Origin of the sequence: Oceanobacillus damuensis (assembly GCF_001618145.1) — a bacterium.
Lineage (GTDB): Bacteria > Bacillota > Bacilli > Bacillales > Amphibacillaceae > Oceanobacillus > Oceanobacillus damuensis.
Genome location: NZ_KV392043.1, coordinates 108606 through 127664, shown reverse-complemented (window position 1 = coordinate 127664; position 19059 = coordinate 108606). Strand labels below are relative to the sequence as shown.

17 protein-coding genes are annotated in these 19059 nt (G+C 41.1%); 2 read left to right on the top strand and 15 right to left on the bottom strand.

The window, feature by feature from the left end; translation table 11 throughout:
* Window positions 1-356: 356 nt before the first annotated feature.
* The 14 genes from fabG to A4245_RS02020 all read right to left on the bottom strand — a co-directional run bounded on the left by fabG (window position 357) and on the right by A4245_RS02020 (window position 16045).
* Window positions 357-1100: a 3-oxoacyl-ACP reductase FabG gene (gene fabG / locus A4245_RS02085; RefSeq protein ID WP_067725208.1), complete on the bottom strand. Its 744-nt coding sequence runs from the start codon at window positions 1098-1100 to the stop codon at window positions 357-359.
* Entirely contained in the window at window positions 1097-2017 is a 921-nt protein-coding gene (gene phaZ, locus A4245_RS02080) for an intracellular short-chain-length polyhydroxyalkanoate depolymerase (protein WP_067725206.1), read from the bottom strand. The genes fabG and phaZ overlap by 4 nt, the downstream gene beginning before the upstream one ends.
* Window positions 2018-2032: 15 nt before the next feature.
* Window positions 2033-3043: a 3-oxoacyl-ACP synthase gene (locus A4245_RS02075; RefSeq protein WP_067725204.1), complete on the bottom strand. Its 1011-nt coding sequence runs from the start codon at window positions 3041-3043 to the stop codon at window positions 2033-2035.
* Between the two features lie 16 nt (window positions 3044-3059).
* Window positions 3060-4058, bottom strand: a complete 999-nt coding sequence (locus tag A4245_RS02070) for a branched-chain amino acid ABC transporter permease (RefSeq protein ID WP_067725202.1) — start codon at window positions 4056-4058, stop codon at window positions 3060-3062.
* 7 nt (window positions 4059-4065) lie between these two features.
* Window positions 4066-4923 carry a branched-chain amino acid ABC transporter permease gene (locus A4245_RS02065; RefSeq protein ID WP_067725200.1) on the bottom strand — a complete coding sequence of 286 codons (858 nt, stop codon included), beginning with the start codon at window positions 4921-4923 and terminating at the stop codon, window positions 4066-4068.
* 17 nt (window positions 4924-4940) lie between these two features.
* The gene (locus A4245_RS02060) at window positions 4941-5651 is read right to left on the bottom strand and encodes an ABC transporter ATP-binding protein (RefSeq protein WP_067725198.1); all 711 of its coding nucleotides are present in this window, start codon (window positions 5649-5651) and stop codon (window positions 4941-4943) included.
* The gene (locus A4245_RS02055) at window positions 5632-6402 is read right to left on the bottom strand and encodes an ABC transporter ATP-binding protein (RefSeq protein WP_067725196.1); all 771 of its coding nucleotides are present in this window, start codon (window positions 6400-6402) and stop codon (window positions 5632-5634) included. Before A4245_RS02055 ends, A4245_RS02060 begins: the two co-directional genes overlap by 20 nt.
* Window positions 6403-6483: 81 nt before the next feature.
* Complete coding sequence (locus A4245_RS02050; protein WP_067725194.1) at window positions 6484-7728, bottom strand: substrate-binding domain-containing protein; 1245 nt, start codon at window positions 7726-7728, stop codon at window positions 6484-6486.
* An 82-nt stretch (window positions 7729-7810) separates the two neighbouring features.
* Window positions 7811-8809 (bottom strand): 3-oxoacyl-ACP synthase, encoded by a 999-nt coding sequence (locus A4245_RS02045; RefSeq protein WP_199860637.1) that lies wholly within the window; start codon window positions 8807-8809, stop codon window positions 7811-7813.
* Window positions 8806-10302, bottom strand: coding sequence for an o-succinylbenzoate--CoA ligase (gene menE / locus A4245_RS02040; RefSeq protein WP_067725190.1), 1497 nt, complete (start codon window positions 10300-10302; stop codon window positions 8806-8808). The genes A4245_RS02045 and menE overlap by 4 nt, the downstream gene beginning before the upstream one ends.
* Window positions 10303-10908 (bottom strand): TetR/AcrR family transcriptional regulator, encoded by a 606-nt coding sequence (locus tag A4245_RS02035; RefSeq protein ID WP_067725188.1) that lies wholly within the window; start codon window positions 10906-10908, stop codon window positions 10303-10305. It abuts the gene before it with no gap.
* A gap of 207 nt (window positions 10909-11115) precedes the next feature.
* Window positions 11116-14367: an AfsR/SARP family transcriptional regulator gene (locus tag A4245_RS02030; protein WP_067725186.1), complete on the bottom strand. Its 3252-nt coding sequence runs from the start codon at window positions 14365-14367 to the stop codon at window positions 11116-11118.
* Between the two features lie 238 nt (window positions 14368-14605).
* Entirely contained in the window at window positions 14606-15232 is a 627-nt protein-coding gene (locus A4245_RS02025) for a DUF2179 domain-containing protein (protein WP_067725184.1), read from the bottom strand.
* 249 nt (window positions 15233-15481) lie between these two features.
* Window positions 15482-16045, bottom strand: coding sequence for an MOSC domain-containing protein (locus A4245_RS02020; RefSeq protein WP_067725182.1), 564 nt, complete (start codon window positions 16043-16045; stop codon window positions 15482-15484).
* A 93-nt stretch (window positions 16046-16138) separates the two neighbouring features.
* Here A4245_RS02020 and msrA point away from each other — a divergent pair, with 93 nt between their 5' ends.
* Window positions 16139-16660, top strand: coding sequence for a peptide-methionine (S)-S-oxide reductase MsrA (gene msrA / locus A4245_RS02015; protein WP_067725180.1), 522 nt, complete (start codon window positions 16139-16141; stop codon window positions 16658-16660).
* A 147-nt stretch (window positions 16661-16807) separates the two neighbouring features.
* Here msrA and A4245_RS02010 read toward each other — a convergent pair whose 3' ends face one another.
* Complete coding sequence (locus A4245_RS02010) at window positions 16808-17524, bottom strand: gamma-glutamyl-gamma-aminobutyrate hydrolase family protein (protein WP_067725178.1); 717 nt, start codon at window positions 17522-17524, stop codon at window positions 16808-16810.
* Between the two features lie 210 nt (window positions 17525-17734).
* Here A4245_RS02010 and A4245_RS02005 point away from each other — a divergent pair, with 210 nt between their 5' ends.
* Window positions 17735-18892: an MFS transporter gene (locus A4245_RS02005; protein ID WP_067725176.1), complete on the top strand. Its 1158-nt coding sequence runs from the start codon at window positions 17735-17737 to the stop codon at window positions 18890-18892.
* Window positions 18893-19059: the final 167 nt, after the last annotated feature.

Here is a 19059-nt window from a genome sequence, read left to right as displayed (position 1 = left end):
GCTTGATGAAGTTCATTTCTCTTTGATTTCAGCCCTAAAATGACGTTCATAAGCTTGATGAAGTTCATTTCTCTTTGATTTCTGGGCTAAAGTGACGTTCATCGGCTTGATGAAGATCCTTTCTCCGTCCTCACAGGGCGATTAGGAGCTGTCATCAGATTAATAAAGACATTTCTCTGACATCTAAAACCACCAATGCGGGGTTTTGAAGCACGTGCTGGAAGAGGGGTATAGGTGAGAAGGTAGTTACTAGGAGGGCATACCAGCTGCTGTCTCCTAGAGTGATTGCCGAAGAGGCTTATCCGTAATAAAAAAGAAGCCATCCCAAGATACGGGAAAAGGCTCCTTCCTACGTGTTACATCATAATACCGCCATCCACATGGAGGGCATGGCCATTTACATAGTCGGACTCATCGGAAGCGAGGTATAAATATGCATTGGCAATGTCTTCAGGACGGCCCAGACGCTGCATCGGTATTTTTTCTTTCATTTGTTCAATGACCTTTTCAGGTACTGCTTCAACCATACTTGTTTCCGTAAAGCCCGGGACGACGGCATTCACGTTGATTCCTTTACGGGCAAGCTCCTTCGCCCATGATTTGGTCATACCGATAATCCCTGCTTTGGCTGCTGCATAATTGGTCTGACCAACGTTTCCATAGACACCTGAAACACTGGAAGTACTGATGATTTTTCCTTTACCTTTTTCCACCATCGTTGGCAATACTGCTTTTGTACAGTTGAATACACCGGTCAGATTTACATCAATCACTTGCTGGAATTGCTCTACAGTCATTTTTGCAAGCATCGCATCCCTTGTTATCCCCGCATTATTTACCAATATATCTATTTGGCCAAACTCCTTTATTACTTGCTCAACCAAACGGTCTACACTCTCTTTAATCGCTACATTGACTTGAATAAACTTACATTCAAATCCCTCCGAAAGTAATTCCTTTTCACTTTCTTCTCCTTTTGACTGATCGAAGTCAGCAATAATCACCTTTGCTCCTTCTCCTGCAAATGTTCGTGCAGCTTGAAGACCGATCCCATTAGCTGCGCCTGTTATAATTGCGACCTTATCCTGCAGTCTTGTCATTTAAGATTCTCCTCTCCTGTTCGTTCCCCCGCCAAGAAATTCTCCATCCCCTGCAGCAGCTGTCCTAAATCATCGATCATAGGAGAATGTCCACAGCCTTTCAATTCTTTAGAAACAGCTTGATCACCAAAATCCTCTATTAGTTCGTCTGTCATTTGTTTTGTAACGACCATATCATGCTCACACCAAGCAATCATGACCGGGATATGGATATCTTTCACTCTATTCTCGCCTGCAACCAGTCCGTTATGGACATCGCTGATATTAAATTTGTTCAATGCCTGATAGCACTCTGCAAGATTACGCTGTGTTGTCATGTCTTCCAAATATTTTTGATACCTTTCCGGATCCGGCTGCTTATTTACATAAATGCTCATATCCCATACTTGCTTTAAAAAGTCATAATTCAATGTATCGTAAGCCGTTTGCACAATCTTTGTTTTATCAGCGTCCATTATTTGTTCCAATGTTTTCAGACGATTATTGATATCCGGCAATCCGTCCTCACCTAACGGGTAGAAAGCATATCCACGGGAAGACCCTGATGCGAGTAAAAATAACCGATTACAGTAAGAGGGATAATCAGCACAAAACTGCTGACAGACCGTCCCTCCCAAAGACCAGCCGACCAAAGCGAAGTTTTTCAATTGCAATTCATCAGCAAAGAGCTTCAAATCGTCGGAGAAATCTTTAATCTCAGAGATTGGGCTTTCATAGCTGGATTCACCAAACCCGCGCAAATCTACCGCATATACTTTATAATTCGCTGGAAGGTTTTCAATTACTAAATCCCAGTGAACAGAGGATGTCATATTCCCGTGAACGAGTACCACGATCTCCTCGCCGCCTTCGCGTTCCCTGTAAGCGATTGATTCTCCATTGGATAACGTTACTTTTTTTAAAGCTACTTCTGTCATTCTGCAGACCTCCTATTATTTACCCCACTTGATTACATTTGCTCCCCAGGCATAACCAATGCCGGCAGAAACGAGCACAACAATATCTCCATCTTTCAATTTCCCTTGCTGTTCGGCAAGCTCCAGTGAAATAACCTGATCCATCTGACCGATATGCCCATAGTTTTCAAGATAGATAGACTTATCATGGTCTACACCAAGTTTATCAAGGACATATGTATGGGCAGAGCGCTTCATATGCAGCATGGCAACATAAGTGATATCTTCTTTCGTGTACCCGCTTTTTTCCAACGCTTTTTCAACACATGCAATAAAATTATCCATCGACTTTTGATCCAGCCGACTTTTCATACCTTTAGGGTCCGGCACGTCAAATTGATGAAGGCCGGCAGCCAATGTTTCTGCTGTAATCGGTTTTTTCGTGCCTCCAGAAGGTACAATAACATCTTCAGAAAAGGAACCGTCTGTAATCATATGTGTTTGTAATAGCTGGTTTTCAGGATGTCCCTTTTGAAGAATAATGGCAGCTCCACCCGCTCCCAGATTGAACATAAACCTTGTGTTGGCATTCTCGTAATTGATCAAGTCACTATTACGATAACCTCCAGCTAACAGCACCGTTTTAATTTCTTCATCGGCAATCATCAGATCTTTTGCCAACTTCAAGGCCATGATTGTCGTACCACATCGTAATGCTGTATCAAAGGCCCATGCATTTACTGCACCAATATCATGCTGCAGTTTTATGCCTGCTGTCCAGACTGGATATTCTTTGTGTTCTTCGCCAATATAAATAACGAGATCAATTTCTTCAGGTTGGATTCCAGTCTTTTCAAGTACTTTCCTTGCAGCACGAACCCCCATATAGGCAGTATGATCATCTTTTCCTGGTATCGGTTTTTCCTTTATACCTAGCTTTTGTTCCACAACGTCGACCGGAATTCCTGCAAGCTGAGCCAATTCATTTGAAGTCATTCGCTTTTCAGGCAGATAGACTCCTGTACCGACAATTCCAATAGTATCCATGCTCATTCACTTCCTTTTATTTCCCAACAGCTTTACGATTATCCTGCAATCCTTTGACCGGACGATTCGTTAACTTAGACTGGATAGTACCAACGATTCCTAATGGGAAGAATATAACCACCAATATATAAACAGTTCCATAGAGAATGATCCAACGATCAAATATCCAATGAACATCGGATAAGCCGGATAGCCAGTGATGCGCGAACTCTACCAGACCGGCACCAAGGATCGGGCCAACCAATGTTCCGACTCCACCAATAATTGTCATCAGCAGCACATCGATTGTAAGATCTGTTGCAAATACACCTGTATTGACAAAGCGCAGGGACAGCGCATATAGAACACCTGCAATGCTCGCCACCACACCAGCTACGACACTTGCAATAACCTTATAATGCAATACTTTATATCCCAATGACTCTGTCCGTGCTTCATTTTCGCGTATTGCCATCAATACTCTACCGAAGGGCGACTTTGTAAATCGTCTCAATCCAAAAAAGAATAGTAGTAATGATACCAGACAGAGCATGTATAGATTATGGGAATCACGCAATATTTCCGGCAACCGGAACGTAAACCCATCATTCCCCCCTGTAAGGGAGCGCCATTTTTCAGCTGCCACCAGAAAGAGTCCTGCAAGTGCCAACGTCAGCATCGCATAGAAGTGACTCTTCAGCCGAAGTGTCAATACCCCGACAATGAAACTTACTATGACAGCTATAAAAACAGCTATCAATATTGCCACGAAAAAAGACATTACCGTAGCATCCATACGGTCCATAATAACAGCTGTCGAATATGCACCAATTCCAAAAAACATCACATGCCCAAACGAAATTATTCCAGTAAAACCGAGCAAAATATCATAACTCATAGCAAAAATCGCAAAGATGAAGATTTGTATGATGGTAAATTGCATGCTGCGCCCTGTTACAATAAACGGAACGATAAATAACAATAAGCTGATGATGATAAAAATCCACGTACTCTTCTCCATACGACGAATGTTCATTTACTCCTCACTCCTTTCCGAATAATCCTTGCGGTCTGAAAATCAGAACAACTGTCATTAACAGCATGTTTACAGCCAGTGAAAGCGCAGGGACGTAATAAGCCATAAATGCCTGTGCCAAGCCTACCAAAATCGCTGCAAAAAGAGAACCTGAGAAACTGCCCATACCACCGATGACCACTACGATAAAAGCAAGTATGGAAAATTCCAGCCCCATTTCGGCATAAATAACACCTGAATACACCGCATGCATGATTCCACTTAATGCAGCCAGACCAGCTCCAACCATAAACACAAGCATGAATACAAGTTTTATATTAATGCCGAGAGACTGAACCATTTCTTTGTTCATCACTCCCGCCCGAACAATCAATCCAACTCTTGTACGTTTTAAAATAAATGAGGAAACGATAAAAATAAGTAATCCTACTGCAATAATAAACAGTCTGTATTTGATAAGTACAATGTCTCCGACAAGGAAACTTCCCTGTAAAATTTCAGGAGGGAAAACAGCCTTCTGATCAGGTCCGAATACAACCTTTATAAATTCCTGCAGGACGAGCATAAAACCGAGCGTAATCAAAATCTGCTGAATATGATTTCCATATACAGGTCGTATGATCAATCTTTCCGTCACGAGACCAAGCAATAAACCGGTAATGATGGCAACAATTATCCCCACGATGAAGCTGCCAGTCATCTGAAAACTCCATACACCAGTATAAGCTCCCCATATAAACAAGCCTCCATGCGCAAAGTTCAATACGCTCATTAAACCGAATATTAATGTCAAACCTGCTGCAAGAAGGAAAATCAGCATACCTGTTGCAAGTCCATTAACTGTTAAACTAATGATCAAATCCATCCATGCATCCTCCTTCCCTACGCAATGCCAAGGTATTTTTTCATTAAGACTTTGTCTTGCTTCAATTCTTCCATTTGTCCCTTATGCACGGTTTTTCCATCGTCAATAATAAAAAATTGGTTTCCTATTTTACTTGCCATCATAAAATTCTGTTCCACAAGCAGAATGGTCGTATTTTCTTTCATTTGTTCGATGGACTCGGTTACCTTATCTACAATGATTGGTGCCAGTCCTTTACTAGGTTCATCGATCAGCAGCAGTTCATTTTCATTAACATATGCACGTGCAATAGCGAGCATCTGTTTTTGCCCGCCACTCAATGCTCCTCCAGGCTTTTTCCAAAACTTTTTCAGATCGGGGAATAATTCAAGTACCCATTCCATCCGCCTTGTTGTTTCTTCGTCCTCTTTCTTCATTGCAACTCTCATATTCTCACCGACTGTTAAATCTCCAAAGACACCTTGGTCCTCAGGCACATACCCAATCCCTTTATTTGCTATCTGGTGGGTCTGCAAATCTCCAATATTTTCACCGTTAAAGGTTATCGTACCTTTACCGACTTGATTCAGCCCCATGATTGTCCGCAATGTCGTTGTCTTACCGGCACCATTCCGTCCAAGCAATACGGTTACTCCGCCTTTTTCCACTTCAAAAGAGACTCCTTGCAAAATATGAAACTTCTGGATATATGCTTCGACCTGGTCTAATTTAAGTAAGCTGCTGCTCATTGTAACTACCTCCTAGGTATGCCGACTGAACCGTCTCGTTTTCAACTATCTCTTCAGGAGTACCTTGAGCAATCAATTCACCATGGTACAAAACGAGCACTTCATCAGACATCCCCATAATCATATCCATTTTGTGCTCGATCAGAACTATCGTGCGGTCCTCCTGCTCTTTAATTTCCTTAATAACCTCAATAATTGCCGGAACCTCTTCAAGCGACATCCCTGCTGTAGGTTCATCAAGCAGCAGCAGTTCCGTTTCCAGTGCGAGCAGCATGGCGATCTCGAGCTTTCTCTTTTCACCATGTGCTAAATTTACGGCAATTGAGTTTGCCTTATCCTTCAGGTAAACTCGTTCGAGCAGCTCATATGCCTTATGTTCAAATTGCTTGTAATGCAGAAAATGGGCAATCATCTGGTAACGTACCTTTGCTTGTGACTGTACTGCCAATCGCACATTTTCCAGTACCGTCAAATTAGGAAAAACATTGGTAATTTGAAAGGATCTTCCAATGCCAATTCGTGTTCTTTCTGTTGCCCGAAGCTTTGTAATATCCTGCCCTTTAAAATACACAGAACCCTTTGTTGGAGATAATTGCCCACTCAGCAGATTGAAGAAAGTGGTTTTTCCAGCCCCGTTCGGACCGATAATCGAGGTGAATTTCTTTTCCGTTATTTGTACAGACACGGAATCAACAGCCACATGCCCGCCAAAAGCGATGGATAAGTCTTTTGTTTCCAGAATTGCATTCATCGTATTCCTCCTCCAATGCGTGATGCAGAACATGCCCTTACCAACGAACAGGAAGGTAAGGGCAATGTTCCCAATCAATTGTTACTGATTCATTATTGGTGGTGCTGTCTCTTCCGGTGTCAGTACGCGATTCAATACTGGGACCGGATAATCAACGTCATCACTTTCCTCCAATGTGATGGAGTACATTTCCTGCAATGCCTGATGGTCTTCAGGTCGGAATGTCATCGTCCCTTTAGGCGTATCAAAGCTCATTCCTTCCATAATCTCAATTAAGGCATTCGCATCTGCATCGCCATCATTTTGTTCAAGCGCATCCACAATGGCAATAGCTGCACTCATCCCACCCGGTGTAAATAAATCAGGAACCGCTCCATCAAACCGTTTCGTATGTTCCTCTACCAGCCAATCATTCACTTCATTATCTGGCAATGTATGATAGTAAACCGTAAATCCTTCCATCCCTATTAACTGGCTCATCGTAGCAAGTGCTGCGATATCTGGAGCACCTGTTGTAACTTGGATACCTTGTTCCTGTAACCTCATATCAGAAATCTGATTCCAAGGTGAGTTCGCACCAGACCAGACGACAAATAAGTAATCTGGATCTGATTCGATTATTTTTTGGATATTTGCCGTAAAATCGGTTGCAGCCTGATCAGCATATTCCTCATGAACAATATCTGCTCCCAAGTCTTCCGCTGCTGACACAAATGCTGCTACACCATCATGTCCAAACGAATAATCCGGTGCAAGGGTTGCGATTTTGACATCTTCACCTGCAATTGCCGCTGCTGCTGCAACTGCATCCTGTGCTGAGTTTCTTGCTGTCCGGAAAATGTAGTCATTGTATTCAGCCCCTGTAATACTGTCTGCCGCCGCTGGTTCCACAACCATAATTTTCTCGTATTCTTCCGCCAAAGGAGTTACAGCCAGTGTATCGCCTGAACTGGATGAGCCAACGAGAAAGTCGACTTCTTTATCCTCCAGTAATTCGATTGCTTTCTGTCTTGCAACGGTAGGGTCTGTTTCTGTATCTTCAAAGAAAACTTCGATTTCCTTCCCCGCAACCTCCATCGTTCCATCGGTTGCATATTCCAGCCCTAATTCAAAACCTTTTTTTGTCTGATCTCCGTATGCTTCCAATGCACCTGTCAATGAAGCCAGGACACCAATTTTAATCGTTTCCTGTGTATCCCCTGCTGGTTCTGCTTCTTCCGATGAACCTTCTGAATTGCTCGAAGCCTCTTCACTGTCATTACAGGCCGCCAACATACCAATAAAGAATATAACTATCAAGATTGACCATATCCGTTTAAACTTCATTACTTTTCCCCCTCATAAAATTAATCATTTTCATACTGCTATCATAAAAAGAACAAGTTACAGGAAAGTTACAAAAGGTACTTCAACCAAACCAACGTATTGCTGTTGCTGCCCATGTATAACCAGTTCCAGCAGAGACGATGACCGCAATATCACCTCTTTTCAGCATCCCACTTTCCTCAGCCAGATATAATCCATAACAAGGGTCAAGAGCCGACATATGCCCATGATGTGTTAGATAGATAGCCTGCTCTTCTTTTAAACCTACTCTCTCAAGCATTTCCGTAAACATTGATTTTTTCGTATGGAGCGGCAGGAGCACCTTTAATTCATCAAGCGTTAATCCACTTCTCTCTAGTGATTGTTTGATGACCTTTGTAAAATTCTCCATGGACACAAGGTCTAAGCGTTCTTTCATACTTGCTGGGTCAGGAACATCAATATATTGCATTTTTTGTTGAACTACTTCTGAGCTTATTGGATGTACTGATCCACCCCCAAGGGCAAGTACATCTTCACTAAATGAGCCATCGGTTATAATTGACGAAGCAAGTATTTCGCTCTTTGTCGCATTCTTTGTTATCAAGGCTGCTGCTCCACCATCGGCAAAGTTAAACATGAACCTTGAACGAGGATTGTCATAATTGACGATCATCGATTCCTTCGATCCTCCGACAAGTAAAATATTGCTTACATTTTCATCAGAATGAAGCATATCTTTTGCGATCTTGACGGCTATTGGAAAGCATGAACTTACATTCATCATTTCAAACGAATAGGCATTGGTGGTCTGTAGCTCATATTGGATTTTCGATGAAGCCGTCCAGATCTGATAATCTTTGAAAGGGCTTCCAAAGTAAATGACAACATCAATTGTTTTCGGATCTACTTCCGTTAAAATCTTCTTCCCTGCAGCAATCGCCAGATCGGACGCATGCATATGATCAGGTGCAATCCTTTTCTCATAGAGGCCGAACTTATCTATAATTACCTGTTCCGGGATGCCTGTTTTGCGTGCCAGCACTGCTGCATTTTCTTTCTGTTCAGGTTCATAAATACTAGTTGCTTGAATACCAATCATCTCTCTGCCCCCTTCCATTTCATTTTCAATGCTTTCTTGTTGATTTTGCCTGTGGCATTTTTAGGAATCTCATCGATAAATACCACTTCTTTAGGTACTTTGTACTTTGCTAGTTTCATCCCGCAGTAGGACTTTATTTCTTGTTCATCTATCGTTTCGCTGTGATTTAACGAGACGAAAGCAATAGGAACCTCTCCCCATTTATCATCCTCTGCTCCGACGACAGCAGCTTCATTAATTTGAGCCATTTCGTTAAGTACCTGTTCGATTTCTAATGGATAGATATTTTCTCCACCAGAAATAATCATATCTTTTTTCCTGCCGGCTACATAAATGAACCCTTCCTCATCTTGTTTCATTAAGTCACCCGAATGAAACCAGCCGTCTCGGATCGCTTCATTCGTTTTTTCGGGTAGTCCCCAATACTCCTTCATGATATTTGGTCCTTTTATGAGAAGCTCTCCTATTTCCCCACGCTTAACTTGATTGCCGTCTTCATCAACGATAGAAATGTCACAAAACAAGACTGGCTTTCCGATCGAACCTATTTTTGTTTTATAGTCCTCCTTGGAAAGCATAAAAATCGTCGGTGCTGCTTCGGTCATCCCCATTCCCTGGCCAAAAGGCAAGCCACTATCGAGATAGGCATCTATGAGTTCTTTCGGACAAGGTGCGCCACCACTGTAAAACCACCTCACAGATGCAAAGTTTGCTTTTTCAAATAATGCATGTTTGCGCATAGCATCGAGTATTGTCGGGACTCCCATCACAATCGTTACACTGAATTCTTCAATTAATTGGATCGTATAACCAGGGTCAAATCTTCCAGGTATAATCACCGTACCTCCAGTAAGTAATGTGGGAAATGCAAATAACCCAATCCCACCGATATGGAACAAAGGCAGAAGGACAATTACTTGATCCTCAGAGGTGATGTCTATGGCGTACTGGCAATTGATCGCATTCCAAAACATATTCTCTTGTGTCAATACTGCTCCTTTAGGTCTTCCGGTTGTTCCAGAGGTATAACATATAATAAACGGATCGTTTGCAGCATCGACATGTACACCCTCTACTTTTACATTACTAATGTTATTTCCGTCGTCATAGCAGTAAGCGTTTTCGAAAACAACATGTTCACAGATGGCATTGTATAATTCAGCTGTTTCCTCCTCGAAAAGGATTGTTTTTGCCCCACTGTCCGTTAGTTGAAATGCTAATTCCGCTGCCGTCAGACGAATATTTAGCGGGACAGCAACCAATCCCAGCTGAGCAATGGCAAAATAGGAAATCATATATTCTTCACGATTTTGGGAAAGTATAGCTATTCGGTCGCCTTTATGAAGGGTAAAATTTTTCTGAAGCATTGCGGCCATCTGATTAATCCTTTTGGAAAGTTCTTTGTAGGTATACTTATCTTTCTCACTAATTAATGCTATTCGATCTGGTGTTATAAATGCTCGTTTATGAATCCAGTAAGAAATGGCTTCCACTTAATTTTCCCCCTCACGATTCAGTCCATTGAAGATTACTTCCATAACCTCATCCAAAACATTATCTGGGACTGGTTGCTGTTCCCAGTAAACCCAGCGCATTCCGATAAATTGACCAATCCCCATTAAGCAATATGCGATCGTTTCAGGATTAAGAGGTTTACATTCCCGAATGTCTATCGCTTCCTCAATCGATTTAATAAAGCCATTCGCAATCTTTTCGTAATACCAGCGATATAGATTCTTATCAACCAATACCGATTGTTGAATAATGCTGTACAAATTGCGATGATTAATTACCCAATCAAAAAACGCCAGAAATCCAGCTCTCTGTTTCTCTTCGAATGATGATTTTTCTTCCATTGCTAATTTGATCTGATAGCGCAGGCTTGAACTCATTTGATAGACGAGTTCATCATAAATTGATTTTTTCGTAGGAAAATAATTATAAAAAGTACCTTGTGCAACACCAGCCTTTACAGTAATTTCAACGATGGATGTTTCAAAATATCCCTTTTCCCCGATAATCTCTTCGGCAGTATCCAAAATCTTCTGCCTCGTTTTCATACCTTTTGATGTTAACTGGTTTTCTTTTATTTCTGACATATGAATCACCTCTCAGTTTTAGATTATACAAAACTTTCAGATAAATAACAAGCGTTATTAAAAATTTTTTTCTTAGAAGCATAACTCCTCTTTTAAACTGTTTTAAATAGAAAATTGCTTTTTCCAGCATGAGGAGTGTTAACCCATAATGCCTTAATTTGAATAGTCCCCCTGTTCTCGGGACACCTTCTTCAAATTAAGGCATTTTCAGTAAGCATCCAATGCTTCCGATTCCATAATCAGCTGATACATGTCTTCTGTAGATTCCATCGGCTCGACACCAAGCTCTGCATAAAGTGCCTCACAGCATTTTTCATACCACTTAATTGCCTGTGGGCGGTTATTGTTCTGATAATAGCTATACATCATCAGACGATAGGCCTCTTCCCATGTGCGATCGATGACCAATATTCTCTCACTCCAAGCCATACTAACATTAAATTGCGATAGCCTCACTGCATGCTGAGCCATTTTCTCCGCACCTCTCAAAAACAGCTGCTGAAGACGTTCCCTCTCTGCCTGACACCAGGTTGTAAAGCGGAGGTCTGACAAGAAATCCCCCTGATATAGCTTCAGTCCCTTCTCAAGTAATTCCATTGCATGTTTTGGGTCCTTTTCATTCAGACCTTTCAGCATCCAGCCCTCAAATTTCATGCAATCCAACTCATATCCCGAATCCGGATTTAATCCGTAGGCACTGCCTTCCCTCGTTATAAAGAATGATTCCTCCCTTGCCTTCCTGTGAGGCTCCAATACTTTCAACAAAGCATTCAGAGCTACTTTAAAGCTTTTATTTACATTTGCTTCATCCTGATCAGGCCATAGGAATTGGAAAATCTCTTCTTTTTGCAGCAATTTATCGCGGTTCGTTATAAGCAGTTCCAATAATTCCTTCGCTTTTCCTCTCTGCCAATCCTGTGGTTCTATTTGTTTCGTGCCAAGCCATATTCTAAATTGTCCAAGTGTACTGATCCTTAATGTAAAACCTGGGTGATTTTTAACGGATTCACTTAAATTAAGCTCGTACAATAACCTGGAAACATATTGCTGTGCAATACCAAGCTCGTTTGCCTTCAATAGCATCGGTGCAATATTTTGCATATCTGCCGGCCCAAAGATTGTTTTTCGCTTTAAGAAAAACTCATAATCCTCGGTCTGTACGTCATGGAGAAAACGTTCCATTTCTTTCTTGAAATGTTTTTCCTCATCTCTTTCAAAAGCGATGTAAGCACCCCAAAAAGCGGTTACCATCATTCCATAGCGATCTCCACAGGATTTCATATCAGACCGTACTTGTTCATTTATTAACCAGGCCTGTTCAAAATTATGATTATAAACCTCGGTTATCGTCATCCCAAGCTTGATCAGTGCACTTAGCCAGCGATCATTTACTTTTTCGGTTTCTTTCAACCCTTTAACGGCATGATCCCTTGCCCTGTTATATTCCTGTCTTTTGCCATACAGAATGGAAAGTCCCATATACGGTTCAGCTTTCCCTCTCGAAATATTTATTTTACCCATAATCTCAAGTGCCGTTTCATAACATTGAATTGCCAAATCCGGATCATAATGATCTGTCAATTGAACCGCATGACCCATTCGCATCCAGCCGCAAGCCTCCACAAAAGGTGCCTGTATGGAGAGACCTAATTGAATCCCCTCGGAAGCAAGCTGCTTGCTTATCTCGGCATTGCCCATAAAAGCTTCAATAATGCTTAAAATTATATCCGTCTCACGATGGGATTGAGGCAAATGCTTCTGCTCATTGTGATTTGCTCCCTTTTTTCTCTCCAGTAAATTCGCTCTTGCCTTATCCAACCGCCCGGTGCGGAGGTAAATTCTTGATTGTAAATTATTTTCCTCTATCGGCAGATTAAGCCGCTTTGCCCGTTCAAACCATGCTTCTGCTTTGGACGCTTTACCGGCGTTCAGCAAATTTTCTGCCATCAGCAAATACAATTGTGCCATATCCTCCGGCAGTGCCTCGGCTTTCTCACGGTACTGGATTGCTTGATTCACAAATCGTTCTGCTTTATCTGGCTGGATTGTATCAAGGTAAATACGTGCCATCCCTTCTAACGCCAGACTGCGGAGATAATGGTTCTCCTTTGATTGCTGAGGCAGTAAATGAAGAATCTGTTCATAATGATTCACCGCCAATTCATATAATGAGTGGTAGCGTTCAATTTCCCCCTGATAAAAGTAAAGGACCGGATGCTGGGCTTTATGAACCTCCGGCAAATCCACCAATAGATCATAGAGTGTTTTAATCCTCCCCGAATGCAGCATGTCCATTCCATTATCTTTCAGCAAATGTGCAATCGCCGGATATTCCTTTACTTTCTGGTAATGGGTGAGTGCTGATTCCATATCATCGTTTTTTTCAAAATAGCTGGCTGCACGGAAATGCAATTCACTGTATTCGCTTTCATGTTTCTTCACTAAAAGATTTTCCAAAAAAGCTTTAAAAAGTGCATGATACCTGTAATAACCGCTCTCACCTTCAACAATGAACAAGTTCTGCTCTACCAGGCCTGACAATATATCTTCTGAACCGTTTATACGCAATACTTCATCACATACTTCAGGAGTGAGAACGTCGAATATGCTCGACTGCATGAGAAACTGCTGAATGATGAAGGACTGCTTCGTCAATACTTCCGCAGCGAGGTAGTCAAAGAGATCCCTCAATGATCTCTTTTGATTCGCAAAGATCTTTTCCAGCGATGTACCCGCATTGATTTGCTGGATAAGCATATTAAATGCAATCGCCCAACCTTCCGTCAGCTGGTAGATTTTAGTTGCCTCTTGTTCTGTCACTTTCACGTTGTGTACATCTTCCAGAATGTAATGCATTTCTTCAGGGGAAAAGATTAGATCCAATTGCGTTATTTCGAGTAAATCCCCCTTCACCTTCAATTTGGGAAGTATTTCCCACCTTGGTTTTTTCCTGCTGGACAGTATAATATGGAGATTTGAAGGAATATGGTCAAATAAATACAGCATCCAGTTTTCAATCTCGCTGGAATTTGCAGCATAATGAAAATCATCCAAAACAAGAATGACTTCTTCCTGCAAATTAATGATTTCATTGATAAAGGATGTCGCCAGTGAATAAATATGTTCCAATTCAACATATTTATCGAGGCTTTCCAGTTCTTGAAAAATCGAATCACCAAAATCAACATGGCTTTGTCTGACCGATTGGGCAAGTTTGCTTAAAAATGGCAGGATAGCGGCATCATTTCGAGAAACAGAATACCAGCAGACATCTTTATTTATCGTTTGAACAAACAAGGATAATGCTGTGCTTTTTCCATAACCAGCACCAGCATATAGCAGTGTCAAAGGATATTTCTGGATGTTCACCAGCTTTTTATTTAATTTGCTCCGCTGTACAAATCGTTCTCTCACCTGTGGCGGTGCAAGCTGACTTTGAATGATTGGTATCGTCCTCAAATGCTGTACCCCCCTTTTTGATTTGTCTTAATCTTCTATTATTTTATCACAAAATTCACTTGATTTGATTGGTTTTATCTAATATATTCAATATTATTCCTACTTCCGATCGAATAGAATATGATTGGCCTGCTTAGAAAACAGCCTTAGTTGCACTTATGCAGAAAGAAAGGTTTTATACTTTCCTGTCTGCAAACAAATGAGCATACCTTTAATTCAGATATGCTCATTCTCATTGTTATTCTTTTTTGCCTGGCATTGTTTCGGGTTGAACTTCCGTTTCCGGTTTTATTGGATTACTTTTCCCGGCAGGTTTTTTCTTTGGATTCATCAATCTGCCTTTACGCACCTGCTTCACCCAGAAACCGCCATGTATTTGTTTTGGTTCGTAGGATATGATGAAAGCCTTTGGATCAATCTCCTGAATAAATTCATATAGTTTGAGTTCATATTTTCTCGGCGTCAGGATTTGCATGGACAGCCGATCTCCATCCATCCCATAGGAGGACCAGCTCGTTACACCATACCCCTTTTCCCTTATTTTCCGAGTGAAATTAAGATCTGGATTTGTTGAAACAACATTAACCGTTATATAACCCAGTGCCAGTTTTTCTTCAATTTTTGTACCTGCAATTACACCAGTTCCAAAACCGACAGCGTAGGCAATCAGATTCTGAATTTCATTTAAGTTATCGAGCACCAAGCCAAGCCCGACAACATAGATCACAACTTCAAACATACTTACCAATGCAGCTATATACCGGCGTCCCTTCAATGTAAGAATCATACGTACCGTCGATAATGATACATATACGACATTGATGACAAAGATGATTGCTACCATTATGAATGCATTTTCCAACAACGTCATCCCTCCTAGTGTCTATTCTATAAGCATACATGAATTTGAAATAGGTTGGAAATATTCCACTGCCCTCTATTATATAATGGTTATTTTCACATATTTAATGTTTATATACCCTTTATTCATTTTTACAATCAGTTCTTTCTGTGGCATGGGATGTTTTTTGCCGAACTTATTCTGATGGAACATCGTCACGAGTTCTTTACTATGAAAATGGATGTGGCAGTTTATGTATGTGAACAAATCGTCTTAAAAACCTCTCAGTCTTTTCCGTAGGGAATTTCTCCAAATTCCACCGAGGAGTTCACAGGAATATAACTCGTCTGCTGCCCGTAAATTATGCTTATCCAAAAAAATGACTTCCGTACATGCGGCAATCGACCATTGCGGGTATGGGCGGTCAATCAGTTCCAAATCTGTTCCTCCACGAATCTCCCCCTCCTGGACAACCCGGAAGTACCAACCTGTGTTCAACCCGTTCTGCAGATGTTTGGCCGTAACAGGCCCAGGCTGTGATACTTGAATAATTGCTTCACCCATTCGGAATGTATCACCAATAAAAACGGTGAACTCATCCATTTCAAGCACTGCAAAATTTTCTCCAATGGTCCCCATGCTGTCCTCGGAGTTTCTTCCTTCTGTATGGTCCTCTGAATAATGTTTAATTGGATACGTGAACACAGCCTTGTCCATTCCAAGGCTTTTCGATTTATGAATATCAATTTCGTTCAAGAATCCATGCTTTCTTAAAAGGAAAGGACCTTTGAGTTCCTGTTTTACAAGAAAAATTTTATGTACATATGGCTCTTCCACTATGTCACCTGCTTTACATATATGTTATATTAATTTTATTCTACTAAAAAAAATATACGAAACATACTAAATACACTTTGGGGGAAAACAATTATGACAATAAAAAAAGCGACATTCGCTGGCGGCTGCTTTTGGTGTATGGTTAAACCATTTGATCAGTGGGATGGTGTCCACAGTGTAATTTCAGGATATACTGGCGGCCATGTAGAAAATCCTTCCTACGAAGAAGTAAAACAGGGGAATACAGGACATTTGGAAGCAGTGGAGATCACCTATGATCCGCAAATTATTTCCTACGAGACAATGCTTGATCTTTTTTGGAAACAAATCGACCCGACTGATGATGGTGGGCAATTTGCCGACAGAGGAGACCAGTACAGAACTGCAATTTTTTATCAAGATGAAGAACAAAAAAATCTAGCCGAGGCTTCCAAACAGGAGCTTGCTGCAAGTGGCAAATTTTCGAAACCGATTGTAACACAAGTGATCCCGGCAGAAGTATTTTATTCAGCAGAGGATTACCATCAGGACTTCTACAAGAAAAATAAGAAGGAATACGAAGAGGATCGCGCAGAGTCCGGAAGAGATGAATTTATTGATACCGTTTGGAAATAATCCACCATTCAGGTTGGAACGGAGCTAGGATAAGAGTGGTTTAATAATAGAAAAATCCGAACCAATTCGAATGTCAGAATTCGAATTGATTCGGGTTTTTTAAAAGATTGCTTAGGTTGTTTTTAGTGATGCCCCAGTCCCGTTTCTTTATGATGGCTTCCTGCACGCTTCAATAAAACCTTGATAGATTTTAAGGGATGGATCACTTTCATCATGAATTAAAGCTTCCGGGTGCCACTGCAGGCCAAGCACAAATGAGTGGGACTTACTTTCAATTGCTTCAATAATGCCATCACTTGCTTTTCCGCTAATCTGAAAATCTTCTGGAACAGATCTGTTCGCCTGATGGTGAAAGCTGTTTATTCGAAATTTGTCTCGCTCTGTCAAACGATGCAGTAATGAGCCTTCTTGGACTTCCACAAAATGGGAACAATAATCAAAAGGGGCTTTTTGTGAATGCTGCAATAGATCGGCGTTAATTTGAGAATAGATATCCTGATACATATCACCGCCGGCAGCGATATTCAAAACCTGACTTCCTCTGCATACTCCGAGGATCGGTTTGTTCTTTTCAAGCATTTTTTTCATTAAGATTAGTTCCGTCTGATCCCGCTCAGGAATAATTGTCCCAAGTTTAGGGTGGGGCTCTTCATCAAAAAGAATTGGATCGATGTCATATCCTCCTGTAGCATACAACCCGTCAATTCGATCTACTATGTGGTCTGCATCAGCCTCATCTCTAAAATAAGGCAAAATCATCGGGATTCCTCCCGTTGTCATAATAGCTTTCATATTCCTGTTTGCAACTGCATAATAGGCTCTATCCGTTTCCATGGATGCTGTAACACCAATAATCGGTTTCATCACACTTCCCTCTTTCCATATCATCTTCCATCAGTTTAATTTATTTTTCAATCGATAACCAGTTCGATTGGCTTAATCTTTAAATGTTTTACTTATCTATTCTATTTAACTGCAAACAATCGTGATATAGTTAGTAAGTAAAATAATTTGTGCGGATGTGCTATTCCGATGAAAGCCACCGCTTTTAGAAGTCAGGAGAGCTGAACGAATTTGTCAAAAAAGGAATCATTAATACCGTTAAAAACCTTATTTATTAGCTATCATGCATCAAATACGATTCTCATTAGTTTTTTACCTTTATATCTGCAGTTTCGCGGCTTAAATGGTACACAGATCGGCTGGGTACTTGCTGTTGAATCACTTGCATCGATACTTGCACAGCCATTTTGGGGATATTTAAGTGATAAATATAAAACAGTTAAAAAAATATTGCTTGTTTGCATAATCGGATTGCTCATTGGAGGTACGCTTTTCTTTCAAATGGACACATTGCCAACCATTCTTTTTATGGGTGCGCTATTCTACTTTTTCGCCACACCAGTTGGTGCACTTACAGACAGTCTGGCACAACGCAGGTCCACCGAACTAGGCGTATCTTTTGGTTCCATCCGGATGTGGGGATCGGTCGGTTTTGCCCTGTCATCCCTGCTTGTCGGAGAAATATTTGCCAAGTTCGGTATTGAATATATGGTCTGGGTCTATTTGTTATTTGGATCTTTTGCTTTAATTACATTGTTGCCTTTAAAAGATGTAAAGGTTGATGCTCAACCGATTAAATTAAAAGATTTGAGCAGAATTGTCAAAAATAAACCTTTCCTTATCTTTTTGGCAGTTATCGTGTTCATCACCGTTACACACCGGATGAATGATTACTATATGGCAATTTATATAACAGAGCTCGGCGGAACGGAGGGCATGGTAGGAATAGCTTGGTTTGCCGGGGTTATTGCAGAAGCAGCAGTATTTGCATTGGCTGGTTTATGGTTTAGAAAGTACCATGCCATGATATTTATCATTGGGGCTGCCTTCCTGTATACGGTACGCTGGTTCCTTTATGCCACTGTAAGCGATCCGATGTATATCGTCGCACTCCAATTCATGCACGGATTAACCTTTGGTGTATTCTACACAGCGGCGTTCGATTATGTGACTAGGTTGATTCCAAAGTTATTGCAATCAACCGGACATCTTGTATTTTTCTCCGTATATTTCGGTTTATCTGGAATCATTGGTTCCCTTGCCGGTGGTCCAATCATTGAAAACTTTGGCGGAGACACCATGTACATCTATATGGGATGGATAGCAGCTGCAGGAACAGCCCTACTCCTAACCTACCACCTCCTCCCTTACGGCAAAGAACTCGATTAGGTGCCTGTCACTTCCCGGTTTTTGTTGGAATTTGTCGAATGGCCCGTATCCAAGGGGAATTATTTTATTCTCTCTTGAAGTTATCGTATGATAACGATAAATTGCTTTAGTTGCACTTATCCAAGAAAGAATGTTTGTACTTTCTTACTTGCCAAAAAAGGGCTGAA